The sequence below is a fragment of the Chitinophaga sp. SYP-B3965 genome (assembly GCF_009647655.1).
Classification (GTDB): domain Bacteria; phylum Bacteroidota; class Bacteroidia; order Chitinophagales; family Chitinophagaceae; genus Chitinophaga.
Window position 1 is genome coordinate 1,613,813 of sequence record NZ_WJFD01000001.1, and the last position, 14,581, is coordinate 1,628,393.

The following is a 14,581-nucleotide window of genomic DNA, read 5'->3' on the forward strand; positions in this document are numbered from 1 at the left end:
CTCCTTCGGTGCTTTAATTTCCGAACGTAAGCAGGACTCTCATTAATAAGGTATTGATTCCAGTTTCACCGGGCCTAACAAACCGGCAGATTGATACTTGCTTGCTGGCGTGTACGGGTTTACGTTAGACCAGTATTTTCTTTCTGTTGCGGGTAGTTTACTGTCTCCTATGAGACCGTTCACCCATGTGTTCACCACTTCTACTTCCAGTTTATTGTCACCATTCTTTAAGATACCAGTTACTTCTACTTTCCATGGAGCAGTCCAGAGCGTGCCCAGGTCTACGCCGTTCAGTTTTACTTTAGCCATTACCATTACGGAGCCAAGGTTGATGAAGTAGCGTTCTTTACCAATGGCGGGTGCTGAAAATGTTTTTGTATAATATGCGGTGCCGGAGAAGTTCTTTATTTGTTCATCGGGATGTTTGCTCCAGTCTGTTAAGGTTTCGAATGTATAGGTGGAATTAAACTTCACCTGCCATGCGTTACTCAATTCCTGTAATACTTGAGGTTGCGGGAAGTTACTGCGGCGAACGCGCAAAGGATCAGGTATGAATTTTTTTCGGAAAACGATAAAGGCACTCTCGTATGCTTCCAGTTGCAACGGTACGGTAGTGCCCATAAACTTAAGATTAAACTCTGGCAGGTCTCTTATTTTTCCTGTAACCGGATCCCACAGTTCTGGTTGCTTATCTTCCATACGGAAAGTAGGAGAAATTTTTACTGTCTGATCTGTTTGGTTGGTGAGGAAATAATAATCTGCGTCTTTCGCGGTGCGGTGTGCATATAATACATTGGGATTAGCCAGACTTACGTCTGGTAGCAGGCGAATGTGCATGGCGTTCTTACCATCGATTATACCCTTTCCGGATACTACATTCGGCAGCTTCCACATCGCTGCTGCCAGCTTCCTCACTTCTTCATCAGCTTTAGGAAAATTCTGCAAACTGGGAGAACGTTTTGGCGCAGGCCCCAGGATCGCACCACCTTGTTTCGCCAGATCATACAACTTCTGTAATAATTCCGGGCGCATGGTTTCCAGTTGTGGCAATACCAGTAAACGATAACGCATGCCATCCGGTAATACGAACCAGCCATCCTTTACACTCAGCCTTTGGAGGATCACTTCTGCGTTGATATAATCGTAAGAATAACCCTGCGGTATTTCAGGGTCTCTGACACCCGTCATTTTAGGTGCATCTTCTCCAATAAAATAAGCAATATCATTCACTGGTTTTCCCTGCTGCAAAATGAAATTACACCTGCGGAGATAATCTACAAATGCTTTACCCTGGTAGAACCAGGTATTCTTGCGGTTGAATTCTGTTCCAAAACCTACGTTCACACCGGGGTTGCGGTCTTCATAAGGCTGATGGATGAATACATGCAATAAGGTATGATTGATCCCTTCTGTGAAGGACCAGTCGCCCCGCTTTTTGAGGAGTGCCGGATAACGTACATAGGCCTGTCCGCCGGAAGTAAAAGATTCTGCAGCTACTTTGTTCTTGCCGTAAATATGTGCAGCAGAAGATGCTGCCCGGCATTCAATATTACCCAATGTGCCTTCATTCCAGAATTCGCCGCCCACCTCATCAGATTGCCCGCCATATTTGAGGAATTCAGATGGGAAACCCCAGTGGCCATAATTCTCCAGCCATAGCCGCATTCCATCTTTGTGGCTGGCATCTCTCAAACCGGCTACATATTCATAGGCCACACGGTCTGCAATCAGCCTGCGCAGATCCCAGAGGAAGCGGTCACTCTGATCTGGTGTACCTACTACCCTGCCGGAAAGAACAGGCAGCCAGGGTAAGGGATCGTAGCCGTATTGTTTTTTAAAGGCCTTCTCCATACCATCTGTCCAGTTCTGGGAACCAGTTTCGTAACTATCTGCTACCACCCATTTCAGGGAAGTGCGTTCAGCTGCGGGAATGCTTTTATAGATCTTACCAATAAATTCATCGTAATGATGTTGTATCGGAACACGATTGATCTTATCTACTTCCAGGCCAGCTCCTTCCGGAGAGGCGGGTGCGTTTGTTACGCCTGTGGTAAGCATGCCATACCGTACAACAATCCAGTTGCCTGCAGGTACATTCCAGCGGAGGATACCGTCTTTCCCTAAATATTGCGTGATGTTCTTTATCTGTGCGGGAACAACTGCCAGCGTTGTATCTGTGGCAGTGGGATGTTGCGGCCATTGGTATTCATTCCACAGTGGTAATGGTTGCTGAAACATTTTAGCCAGCTGCTTTTCCTCATACCTTTCAATACGTGGAGCTTTGTAAAGGACGATGGCCGCGAGCCCTGTCTTCGAATGCTGTTTAAAAGTGACGCGGAACGTTTTACCTCTAACAGGCGGAAAAGAAACGCTGAAGGGTGCAAATGGTTTAAAACCTACATTCAGGCTGGGATTAGTACGATCCACCTGGAACTTTGTAATAGTGCGGTAATCGTTCCCTTCTTTCACTTGTAATTCCACTGCTGCCCTGAAGGGTTTATGCATATAAAGCACAAGGCTCCTGGCCGTATTTTCTGCTGCCAGGTCCAGATCAATATGCATATCGGTTGAAAGCGTATCTGTATTAAGCACTATGAATTCCAGCTCATCTTCTGCAGGAGCAGGGTAAGCGAGCACTGCTACATCCTGAAAGTCTCCTTTCAATTTTTGTGATAACTGCTGCGGGCCTTTTACCATCACTTCCTCTCCCGCAAGATACCGCATGGATTGAGAAGGTTTGATCCATGGCCCGCCGCTCTGGCTCCATCCCGGACTGTTAAACAATCCTATCTGCAAACCTTTTTCGCTGGCAGTGCGGATAGCCGTACGCGTTACTTTCCACCATTCATCGGAGAACAGTTTCACTTTGCCGTAAGGAACTTCTTTTTCATTGTAGCCGATATTACCGATGAAAACACGGCCAACACCAATATCCGCCATCGCTGCGAGGTCCTTTTTCGCACCCTCTTCACTGATGTTATCACTCATCCAGTACCAGTACATGCTTAGTTTAGTACTATCAGGCGGTGTGGCGAAACCTTTCTGTACAGCGGTTTGCTGTGCAAATACAGGAATGGAGCAGACGCAGAACAGGATCAGTAAATATCTCATATCCCCGTAAAATAAGGAGAATATCGGCTCATAGCATCCTGTACCGTCCTACTTTACTTCCATTTCAAAAAAGGCGAGGGAAATATCACTGTAATGTTTAGGGAGTTTGGAGGTATCATCCGGTGTAAATACACCGAGGAATGTAAAACCGCAGTGGGTGTAATACTCGATGAGGCGATCGTTATCTCCCCAGGTGTCCATGCGGATATAAGTATTGCCGGTTTCCTTTACATGCTCCTTAGCCCAGGTTACAATCGCTTTCACATAACCGCTGCCCCGGAATGCAGGGTTGGTAACAATGCGGTGAATATAGATAGCTTTCCCATGGCCACGGGCGCCCCAGATGAAGGGATCACTGTAGGCAATCATAAAAACGCAGGCGATCACACCATTCTCCAGGATCTTCCATTGCCGGCCTTCCTTTATCTCTATTTCCACCATGGGTTTGTCGAACGGCTTCCAGTGTTTATGAAAAACAGTCTTTTGAAAAGCGACAGCTTCATCATACAGCCGGAATATTTCCGCCAGGTCTTTTTCGGTGCTTTGAATGATCTCCATGATGCAAAACAAAGGAAAATTTACCGGATCAGCGTAATAGTGCCCTGCCTGCTGAACAACTTTCCTTTATAATCCACGCCCTGTACCATCCACACATAAGTGCCGGAAGCGGCGGGTTGTCCTTTCAGGCTGCCATCCCATTGATCAGAGAGTGAAGTGGTGGCGAATACTTCCTGTCCCCACCTGTCCCACACGCGGAAGAAATCCAGTTTAGGAACACCGGGTGCAATGACACGGAAGTAATCATTCATGCCATCATTGTTGGGCGTAAAACCCGTAGGCACATAGAACTCAGGGCCTGCATATACCTTCACATTCATGGTATCAATATCCTGGCAGCCTTCCGGAGAAGTAACCACGAGGCGGAAGTTTTGATCTTTCTGCAATATTGCCACCGGGTCCGGCAGATGCGGATCACTGAGGCCCAGCGCTGGTTCCCAGGTATAGGTAAGCCCTGTGCCTGCTGCTATTCCATTCATTTGCAGCGGCTGATCACGGGCAATCAATGTATCTCTTCCTGCATATACTTTTAAGTCAAGTACTTCCACCGGTGTTTCAATGGGTTTTGCTGCGCAGCCCAGATCGCTCACGGCGTGTAGCCGTGCAAGATACTTCCCTCCTGCTGCATAGCGGTAACTGAGATTTCGCTGTGTGCTGTTATCACCATTGCCCAGGTCCCAATACCATTTATGCACAAGTACATTGGGTGTTTCATTGGTGCCGGTGAATACATTCAGCTCTCCCAGGCAGGCATTCCTGCCCGTAGCAGAAATAACCGGCTGTTCTGCTATCTGTACCTGCGTACCACCTGTTGCACTGCAACCTTCTTTAGAGGTAACGGTCAGCTGTACATTGTAAAATCCGGGAGCTGTATAAGGTGCAATAGGATCTTTTACGGTAGAGGTTACGCCACCGCCCCAATCCCAATACCACTTTTCCAGTGTGCCTACGGCAACAGTGGTTCCATCTTTCACCTGCAACGGTGTGCCCAGGCAAAGAATGGGCGGTTCAAAGTCCACAACGGGATAAGAACCAATGGTCACGGGGGCTTTGAGCGTATCTGAAATACAGCCGCTGTTATCTTCGATCACCAGTTTCACTTCATAATGACCGGCTTTGGGATACACATGCGGCGGCGGTTGTAATGCGGTGGAAAGTGTACCATCTCCCAGGTCCCACCAGCGGCGGGTGATCACACCGAAGGAGCTGGAATTATCATTTAAATTCACTGCCGTACCATCGCACAGGATCTGCTGGGCATCAAAGCGGAACTCAGGGCGCAGGGCAGCGCAGAATTGCTGCACGTTGGAGGAACCACCGGTGGAACCGGCAAAACCCCAGTACACGAGGGGATCTCCGCCGAAGATATCTGTCACCAGGTCTTTCTGGATCGTGAGCCGTACCTGGCCGTCCACACTCACTTCCAGCTCATGCGTAACAGCATCCCATTTAATACGGAATAAGTGCCAGTTGCAGTCTTCTATGTTCTCCTGCCCGTCTATCAGCATCACAGGTCCGGCCAGGTTGCCGCTGCTGGCATGGTCGGACAAGCCATTCATCTGGATGGCCAGGTGATCATAACCCGGATCACTTTCATCATTGTTCTGATAAGTATCAATTAACACACCGAGAGAAGGGCTGATGCCTTTAAAACCAAGGCCCTGCCCGGTGGCGCCAAGGTTGGTGCCTTTTGTTTGCAGGATAAAGCCGATGCCGTCCGCGCCCGTGCCGTCCTTGCAACCAAGGTTTATATCAAATACGTAATTGAAAGACTGGGTGAGATCTGCTTTGTTCTTATTCCATACCGTGCCGCTCATGTTCTGCGCGTCTGGTGTAAGCACATAACAGTTGCACGTCCGTTGTGTAGCGGCGCCATTAAGTATGTAAGGTTGTTGTGATGGCTGTGCGTTAACTATTCCCAATAGGCATAGTATGCTGCTACACAGGCATAAAAGTCTTTTCATGGGAGGAATAGTTGGAACGTGCTGGCAAAATAATACTTCTGGGTGTATTATCCTATTAAAACGGGATCAACGTATCTTTGGCGGGAAGAAAAGAAACCAACAGCATTAGTATGGAATTGACGTACGAATCAACCTATCAGGCAGCCACAAAGGTCTGCGGCATCGTGGCCGCACATTTCGACAAACATTTGTCCTGTGCAGCATACAACGGAGAAGAAGAACTGGCCACCGCTCCTTCCCAGAAGGTCATAGAAATAATCATAGATGTAGCTTTCTGGGCCAGCTTGCGCAAGGAAGAAGGATATGTGACCCGTATTTCACTCGCTTTCCTGCGGCCGGAACAGGCCGGCAAACCCCTGCTGTTTGAGCAGCGCATCCCGCTCACTGCCAAAGTATTAACAAAACTGGCGCCGGGTGTAGAGCGGCCGGGTGTGCATGTAGGGATCTGGTATGATGAAGAAGGATTATACATCTGGGGCACCACGATCAAACTCCCTAATTTTTGCTTTGTACTGGATGTATCCGAACCGGGACTGCTGGTGATCAAACACCGCCGCCTGGCAGGATTGGGCAAATTCACCAATGTGGCCATGCTGAAAGGCGACCAGGTGCGGGTGGTGAATGAAGACATTGGCCAGCTGCCGGACAGTCCGGAAATACTCACCAACCTGCTGGGCCTGAATGCTTCCATTGTATGGAATGAACCGGTGAATGTGCTGATACAAATGGCTGTTTCCATGCGCGCACATAAACGCGGCGGCATTTTACTGGTGGTGCCTTCTGCGCACGACAACTGGCGGGAATCCATTATCCATCCCCTGCAATATCCTGTATCCCCTGCATTTTCCGGTGTGGCGGACCTGATCCGGAAAGACGGGAATATTGTGAGTGAAATATACTGGCAGAATGCCCTGCGGCGGGAAGTGGAAAATGTGACGGGCCTAACAGCTGTAGATGGCGCCACCGTGATCAATGACCAGCATGAACTAATGGCCTTCGGTGCAAAGATCACACGCGCCAACCGCTCCTCTCCGGTAGAACTGGTACGTATGTCTGAACCGGTGATGGGTGGCAACACAATTATCCTGCATCCTTCCGGTATAGGCGGCACACGCCATCTTTCCGCAGCACAGTTTATTCATGATCAAAGAGATGCATTGGCGCTGGTAGCCAGTCAGGATGGGTACTTCACCGTATTCTCCTGGTCTGCGGAAGCAGAAATGGTACAGGCGCACCGGATAGATATCCTGCTTTTGTAAGATAAACGTTAAGTGTTTTAACAAACAAATAACGGTAGCCAAAGAGATATTTTGCAACATTCGTAATGTGAAATGAATCTTTTGCAAAGCCCTCCGGATACATGCATACATTAGACATCAAAGATTAAATGGGTTTTGAATTTTCCCCCTATACACACATCACACCTTTGGGGGAGTTTACATCACTCCCCCATTTTTAAATTCCCCACTGTTATACTGATCCCACGGATCCTGTTCTGCCAGAGCTTTACAAGGATACCGATCTGAATGAGGAATACTATTATCACACCAGCTATGATCCATTGCTTAGTAGCTGTGATGGTGATCACGCTGATGAAAAATGTTAGTAAGCCTGCGGCATATAATATCCTGGAGAGGATAGACAACCGCGCAAAAATCTTCAGATCCGACAGGTATTTTTCCAGTGAGGCACGCATGTTACTGCCCTTCACCGGATTCCGGGCACTCAGGTAGCCGATCACATTGTGAACGATCACCAGCAGCAGAGAAACCACCAGTATGATATTGGCATACAGCGGTTTCTGATGCCCATCAAAAAAATCGTAATACACTACGCCGATCACGCTGAAAGCCAATATTTCTATGATCATTTGCGTTCTTATCTTTTTAAGCACCGGGTGTTTATTCTCTTTTAACATTTTCTTAATATCCGCGGTGCTTTTAGTGTTTGTGTCTTCGCCTTTCCAGGCTGCTTTTAACGGGTCCATGTTTGTAAGATTTTAGTGATCCTGTTCCTGATACGGGTTAATTTCACCCCTACATAATTTTCACTGATGCCGGTGATCTCTGCTATTTCTTCATAGCTCAGATCATCCAGGTATAAGGCCATGAGGGCTTTATCCGCATCATCCAGCTGTTTCAGCGCATCAAAGAGCTGCTGGCGGTGCTGGTTCTCGTCTTCCGTTTGCGGAAGGTCCGGCAGTTCCGGCGTAAAAATGATAGCGGGTTTCTTTTTGCGGAAGGTGGCCACCGCAGTGCTCAGCGCCACTTTGTACATCCAGGAGCTGAACTTCGCTTTTCCTTCAAATGTGTGTTTCGTTTTCCATAACTGGAACACAATTTCCTGGAAAAGATCCTCCCGGTCCTCCGGGGTATCCCGGTAAAGGCGGCAGATCTTATGAATGATCCCCTGGTGCTGGTCTATCTGCTGTAAAAATGCGGTTTCCTCCATCATGCGGTTTAAAGGTAAGTTGTACTTTTCTACAAAAACTTACAGCTGCCTCCAAAATTATCTATCTTAGTAACTGATATGACACAAAGTACTATAGACAGCTTAAGAGAAGCGTTGAAATTCTCGCCGGAGAACGTGCCACTGAGACTTCACCTTGCGGAAACCCTGTACCAGCTGAACAGGTTAGACGAGGCAGAACAGGAATACCTGGCTGCACTGGGCATTGAAAATAACGAAAAAGGCCTCATAGGCCTGGCCAATGTATACTTTAAAAAAGAGGCCTACACCACCTGCAATGTGATCCTCGAAGATCTGCTTAAAAGCCATCCGGACAACCAGGAGATCCTCCTGCTCTACGCCAAATCTTCCCTGCGCGAAAATGCCTGGGATAATGCACGTGAAGCCTACCAGAAGATCCTGGAAGGCAACCCGCATTTCTCTGATGAGGAACTGGATGCCAAACTGCGCGTACGCCAGCAGTTCCAGGCAGCGGATGGTGAAGACGAAGATGACGAGATCTCGCTTTTCATGCAGAAACCGGATATTGATTTCTCTGATGTGAGCGGCATGCAGCAGGTGAAAAAAGAGATCGAAATAAAGATCATTCAGCCACTGAAACATCCTGACCTTTATAAAGCCTACGGCAAGAAAACAGGCGGCAGCATCCTGCTCTACGGGCCTCCGGGCTGCGGCAAGACCATGATCGCGAAAGCCACTGCCGGCCAGGTGAATGCACGTTTCATCAATGTAGGGCTGAATGATATCCTGGACATGTGGATGGGAAATAGTGAAAAGAACCTGCACCGCATCTTTGAATATGCCCGCAAGAATACACCCTGCGTATTGTTCTTTGATGAAATAGATGCACTGGGGGCCAGCAGAAGTGATATGAAACAATCTTCCGGCAGGCATCTCATCAACCAGTTCTTACAGGAACTGGATGGCGTGGAGAATTCGAATGAAGGTGTGCTGATCCTCGGGGCTACCAATATCCCCTGGCACCTGGACCCTGCATTCCGCCGCCCCGGCCGCTTTGACAGGATCATCTTTGTGCCGCCGCCAGACCAGGAAGCCCGCGCTGCCATGCTGCAATTAAAACTGAAAGGCAAACCCGCGGAACAAATAGATTACGAAGGACTCAGTAAGAACATACCGGAATTTTCCGGCGCAGATATCGGGGCTATGATCGACATGGCCATTGAAGAAAAACTGGAAGCTTCTTTCCAGGATGGTATTCCGCTCCCGTTAAAAACGAAAGACCTGCTGAACGCCGCGAAGAAACACAAAGCCAGCACAAAGGAATGGTTTGCCATTGCGAAGAACTTTGCACTGTATGCCAACGATGCGGGTTTATACGACGATATCCTTCACTATATGAAAATCAAAAAGTAAGATGTCTGATCAATTGATCCAACGCGCCATCCTGCTTTTGCAGCAGCGCAAGTACAAGGAAGCGGAAAACATTCTGAACGGGCTCTTTGCCCAGGATCCGAATGATGTGAACGTGGTCAGCATCATTTGTGAAGTAAAGATCCAGCAGGATAAATACACAGAAGCTTTAAACCTGGTGAACACTGCAATCGGTTTAAACCCGGCATTGAGCCATCTCTTTTATATCCGTGCCCGCATCTATGTGCACGATGATAAATACGACCTGGCGGAGAAAGACCTCCAACAGGCTATCACCATTGATCCGGACGATGCGGATTATTTTGCTTTATATGCCTTGCTGAAGCTGGACAGGAAACAATTTGAATCGGCTCTCCAATTAGCAGACGAAGCTTTGGAGCGCGATCCGGAAAATATCAATGCCCTGAATGCCCGCAGCACGGCTTTATTAAAACTGAACCGTAAAGAAGAATCTTTCAGCAGTATTGAAGGCTCCCTGCGGCAGGATCCCCACAACGCCTACACACATGCCAATTACGGCTGGGGTTTGCTGGAAAAGGGTTCTCCGAAAGAAGCGCTCTATCATTTCACAGAAGCCCTGCGCATTGATCCCAGTCTGCAACTGGCGCAGGCCGGCATGATCGAAGCGCTGAAGGCAAAATATTTCCTGTACAGGATCTTTTTGAAGTACGCCTTCTTCATGGGCAACCTTACGGCCAAATACCAATGGGGAGTGATCATCGGGATCTTCACTGCTTCCCGCGCCCTGCGTTTCATTGCAGGTACTTACCCGGCATTTGAGCCTTACCTCTACCCTGTTATCATCCTCATTGCCATCTTTGCTTTTTCTACCTGGATCATTACACCGTTGAGCAACCTCTTCCTCCGTTTGAATAAATACGGCAAACACCTGCTGGACAGGGAGGAGATCATCTCTTCCAACTTCGTAGGTATAAGTGCTGTAACAGCGGTAGCAGGCGGCGCTTTATACCTGGCCACCGGGCAGGAACATATGCTCACCATTGTGATCTTTGGTATTTCCATGATGGTACCACTTAGTTCTATGTTCAATTCTGCAAAGAACAGATCGCTGCTCGTTATTTATACGGCGGTGTTAGCGGTGCTGGGCATAACGGGTATCATCGCCAGCTTCCTCACACAGGAACTGGTGAACGGATTTATATTAGCCTATGTGATCGGCATTATGCTGTTCTCCTGGCTGGCAAATTATTTAGTCATAAAAGAACAAAACAAATAAATGAAACCAGTATCCTTCCAGGACCTTCCTTCCCGCGAAACATTACCGGGCATGACAGGCAGATTTATACACGGAGAAAAACATACACTGGCTTACTGGGAAGCGAAAGCAGGTACCTTGTTGCCGGTACACCAGCATCCGCATGAGCAGATGACCTACCTGCTCTCCGGTACTTTAGAAATGGAGCTGGACGGTGTGGTGCATACTTTACAGGCACACGACGTGGTACTGATCCCTTCTAATGTGGCACATGGCGGAAAAGCCATCACGGATTGCCGTTTAATTGATTCTTTCAGCCCTGTTAGAGAAGATTACAAATGAAAAATACCTTTTTGATCCTCCTTTGTGTTTGCCTTGGCTTCAGGGCCGGCGCACAGGATACGCTCTTCCGTTTTGCCCTGGTAACAGATACACATGTAGGCACACAAACAGGCGCAGAAGACCTGGAACGCACCGTAGCTGACATCAATAAGCAAACAGATATCGCTTTCGTGATCTTCTCCGGGGACGTCACGGAGTTTGGTTCTGATGAAGAACTGCGTTTATCTAAAAGCATTATCAGCAAACTGACTAAACCCTGGCACATCATCCCGGGCAATCATGATACCAAATGGTCTGAAAGCGGCTGTAATTCCTTCCGTACGGTTTATGGAGATGAAACCTTCCGCTTTGAACATAAAGGATACCTCTTCTTAGGCACTAACTGCGGCCCTAATATGCGCATGGGACCAGGACAGGTACCGCGGGAAAATATTGTATGGCTGGATGAGCAATTGAAAAAGCAAAAGGATAAACAACAGCCCATCATCTATGTGAACCACTACCCGCAGGACAGCGGGCTGAATAACTGGTATGATGTGCTGGACCGCCTCCGCAACAGGAATGTGAAAGCCATGCTCTGCGGGCACGGGCATGTCAACAAAGCATTTGACTTTGAAGGCAAACCGGGTATCATGTGCCGTTCCAACCTTCGCGCAAAGGCGGAAATCGGCGGATATAATATCATTTCCGTTACAACGGACTCTCTGCATTTCAATGAACGCACCCCGGGTGTGGAAACACGCAAGGCATGGACACATGTAGCGCTTAACGGACCGGTTTGGATGCAAGATCCACCCCGCCCCTCTTACAGCGTCAACACTACCTATCCTTCTGTAAAAGTAAAATGGATGGTGCAGGAAGCGGGCGATATGGGCAGTGCAGTAGCCGTTGCAGATGGAAAGGTGATCTATACCAATACCAACGGAGACGTTAAAGCGGTGAACCTGCAAACAGGTAAAGCTGCCTGGAAATATCACACAGCAGGGAAAATATATGCTACCCCGTTAGTGTATGAAAAATATGTAGTAGTACCTTCTACGGACGGAAATGTGTATTGCCTCTCTACCCAAACAGGCAAACTTGCCTGGAAACAACCAACAGGAAAAGCCATTGTATCCTCTGCCGCCTTATCCGGCAAACTGGCTATCATAGCTGGTTCCGACGGGCATTGCAGGGCATGGGATATCCCCACCGGCAAAATGCAATGGGATTATGACAGCGTAAAAGGTTTTGTGGAAACGAAACCGATGGTGTATGAAGGCAAAGTACTCTTCGGCTCCTGGGGCAATGAGTTCTATGCCTTAGATGCTGCCACCGGCCAGCCCGCCTGGACCTGGAGCAACGGCGCTAACAACAGGATGTTCTCTCCTGCTGCCATGTGGCCTGTGGCTATTGATCATAAAGCTTATTTAGTTTCTCCCGACAGATATATGACGGTACTGAACACGGATAGCGGCAGCGAGCTCTGGCGTTTCCGGGATACGGCCAACTGGGTGCGGGAAGCTTTGGGTATTTCCGTAGATAGCAACCGCATCTATGCGAAAACGATGCAGGGCAATGTGATGGCATTTAATGCACGGAGCAATGCCAGAGAGATCGTGTGGAAATCTCCGGTGGAAATGGGTTATGAGATCTGCCCTTCCCCTATAAATGAATTTAATGGCGTAGTGTATGTAGCGGGTCAATCTGGTGTAGTACATGCATTGTCTGCCAAAGATGGTTCACTGATCTGGCAGCATAAGTTTTCCAACTGTTTAGTGAATACGGTGCAACCGGTGAATGATAAAACACTGATCGCTTCTTCTATGGATGGGAAGTTGTTGTGTTTAGAATATTAATTAAAAAGCCGGATCAAAACGATCCGGCTTTTTAATTATAAGTTGGCGATGATCTTATCTTTCGGATACTTCACAGAATAACTCAACCGCACTTTCTTCGTTTCTCCGGGTGCTATGTTCAGCTTCCAGGTTAACACTCCTGTTTCTGTATTCACTGCCGCGTCAGAAGATTCCAGTAATTCCACTTCCATGTTCTTATCTGTAGAAACAGGATACTGATCTTTCAGCAACAGGTCCACCGCTTCTTTCTTGGCATTGCGTACACGGATCTCATACGTGAATGTTTGTCTTTTTTGGCTGCCTAAGAATTTCACGCCGGCCACATCCGTGATCTTTTCTCTTTTCACGATCACTTTCTTATCACGGCCTACACTGAGGTTGAGTGTATCTGATGTAGCATTGGGGTCAATGAATGATTTCCCTACGTACATGTTTTCAAATATAATATTCGCTTCTCCGGGTAAAAAGTTAAACTTCTCATAATCCGTGATCTCTGCCATCAGGAAGGCATCGGGATCTGATTTGGGTACTGCATAGTATTTGTAGCGAGCAGGCAGTGTATACTCTTTCAGCGTTACGCTGTGTTGCTTGCCGGTGGGCGCAATATCATAAGGGATGTCAATATCAAAAGTAGCGCTGAGCTGGTTTTCATTAGCGGTGGTGAAGTCAGCTATGCCTTTGGTATCTTCTTCTGCCATGGGCGGTGCCGCAGGCATTGCTTTTTGTTCCATCATCTGAAGCCTGTTCTGCATCACCAGTCCATCGCGCCGTACCAGCGTGGCCGGATCAACACCATAACGCAGGAACCATGCAGATAATACAGGCGCCGTACCATTCTGGGAAGGATTACCCGTAGAGAGCGTGAGTTTTACTTTCTTCCAGTCTATCCCGGTAGATTGCATCACATTGGCTTTGTACAGGATCTTTAATGGCTCTGTGGTCTTATCTGAACGCAGATCGTAGTAAACCGTCCAGTAGGCATTAGGAGTAATGTAACTAATGGCAATATCTGTGGCAGCGGCATTCTCCGCCATTACCTGTAATATCAGACTACCACCTGTTTTATTCGGATTAGCATCTACCTCCTGCATTTGCTGCCCTATCTGGGTGGCCTTCTTTTCCAGTACCAGTTCCTTTTCCTTTAAGACGGCAACATTGTTGCGCAGTTCCACTTGTTTGGATTTATAATAATCTGCCAGCTTGATCAGTTCAGCGACGGTGCTGCCATTGGTGCCACCGTTCAAACTTTGATTCTTATCCAGCAACACCAGCGTATTTTCTTCCGCCACACGCGCATTACGTGTTTTGGTCAGTTCCCTTGTGATCACCTTGAGACTGTCGTCCAGTTTCCAGTAAGCGGAGCTGTGCTGCTCTTCTTTCAGGAAATTCTTTTCAAAGGTCACGGACATGATGGTGACATTGGTACCTGCTGCTATCTGGATGCTGTTTTCATCCACTTCATTGGCTACGTTATTGATCACCAGCTCACTCCTGCCTTTGGGAACATTGATACGGGCTTTGTGATTCAATTCTGCACCCTGGCGGTAAACGGTCACAGATTCAAGGCTGGCCTGCCCCGTTACCGGGTTTTGGGCCATCGTGTAAAAGGTAATGAGGCATAAAGAAACAGAGATCCATAAGACTTTCATAAACTCACAATTTTCAGTAAAGATGCAATATTCTTTAACATT

Annotated in this window: 11 protein-coding genes; 5 read left to right on the forward strand and 6 right to left on the reverse strand. The window is 47.9% G+C overall.

Features of this window, described 5'->3' with window-relative positions; translation table 11 throughout:
* Positions 1-42 precede the first annotated feature (42 nt).
* The 3 genes from GFS24_RS06335 to GFS24_RS06345 are packed head-to-tail and all read right to left on the reverse strand — an operon-like array spanning position 43 to position 5,633.
* Entirely contained in the window at positions 43-3,111 is a 3,069-nt protein-coding gene (locus GFS24_RS06335) for a glycosyl hydrolase (RefSeq protein ID WP_153658737.1), read from the reverse strand.
* Between the two features lie 48 nt (positions 3,112-3,159).
* Positions 3,160-3,669, reverse strand: a complete 510-nt coding sequence (locus GFS24_RS06340) for a GNAT family N-acetyltransferase (RefSeq protein ID WP_153658738.1) — start codon at positions 3,667-3,669, stop codon at positions 3,160-3,162.
* 20 nt (positions 3,670-3,689) lie between these two features.
* Entirely contained in the window at positions 3,690-5,633 is a 1,944-nt protein-coding gene (locus GFS24_RS06345) for a PKD domain-containing protein (protein ID WP_153658739.1), read from the reverse strand.
* A gap of 110 nt (positions 5,634-5,743) precedes the next feature.
* Between GFS24_RS06345 and GFS24_RS06350 the strand changes: the two genes are divergently transcribed.
* Positions 5,744-6,892 (forward strand): putative sensor domain DACNV-containing protein, encoded by a 1,149-nt coding sequence (locus GFS24_RS06350; RefSeq protein ID WP_173002988.1) that lies wholly within the window; start codon positions 5,744-5,746, stop codon positions 6,890-6,892.
* Between the two features lie 182 nt (positions 6,893-7,074).
* On the opposite strand, the gene GFS24_RS06355 is transcribed toward GFS24_RS06350, so the two are convergent.
* Entirely contained in the window at positions 7,075-7,620 is a 546-nt protein-coding gene (locus GFS24_RS06355) for a hypothetical protein (RefSeq protein ID WP_153658740.1), read from the reverse strand.
* The gene (locus GFS24_RS06360; protein WP_253906405.1) at positions 7,608-8,087 is read right to left on the reverse strand and encodes an RNA polymerase sigma factor; all 480 of its coding nucleotides are present in this window, start codon (positions 8,085-8,087) and stop codon (positions 7,608-7,610) included. The genes GFS24_RS06355 and GFS24_RS06360 overlap by 13 nt, the downstream gene beginning before the upstream one ends.
* Before the next feature lie 75 nt (positions 8,088-8,162).
* Here GFS24_RS06360 and GFS24_RS06365 point away from each other — a divergent pair, with 75 nt between their 5' ends.
* From GFS24_RS06365 to GFS24_RS06380, 4 genes are read left to right on the forward strand one after another with little or no spacing between them, the layout of a single operon-like run.
* Complete coding sequence (locus tag GFS24_RS06365) at positions 8,163-9,476, forward strand: AAA family ATPase (RefSeq protein ID WP_153658741.1); 1,314 nt, start codon at positions 8,163-8,165, stop codon at positions 9,474-9,476.
* Position 9,477: 1 nt separating this feature from the next.
* The gene (locus GFS24_RS06370) at positions 9,478-10,731 is read left to right on the forward strand and encodes a lipopolysaccharide assembly protein LapB (RefSeq protein WP_153658742.1); all 1,254 of its coding nucleotides are present in this window, start codon (positions 9,478-9,480) and stop codon (positions 10,729-10,731) included.
* Complete coding sequence (locus tag GFS24_RS06375; protein ID WP_153658743.1) at positions 10,732-11,052, forward strand: cupin domain-containing protein; 321 nt, start codon at positions 10,732-10,734, stop codon at positions 11,050-11,052.
* Entirely contained in the window at positions 11,049-12,890 is a 1,842-nt protein-coding gene (locus GFS24_RS06380) for a PQQ-binding-like beta-propeller repeat protein (RefSeq protein ID WP_153658744.1), read from the forward strand. Before GFS24_RS06375 ends, GFS24_RS06380 begins: the two co-directional genes overlap by 4 nt.
* Before the next feature lie 35 nt (positions 12,891-12,925).
* Here GFS24_RS06380 and GFS24_RS06385 read toward each other — a convergent pair whose 3' ends face one another.
* Positions 12,926-14,539 (reverse strand): DUF4139 domain-containing protein, encoded by a 1,614-nt coding sequence (locus GFS24_RS06385; protein WP_153658745.1) that lies wholly within the window; start codon positions 14,537-14,539, stop codon positions 12,926-12,928.
* Positions 14,540-14,581: the final 42 nt, after the last annotated feature.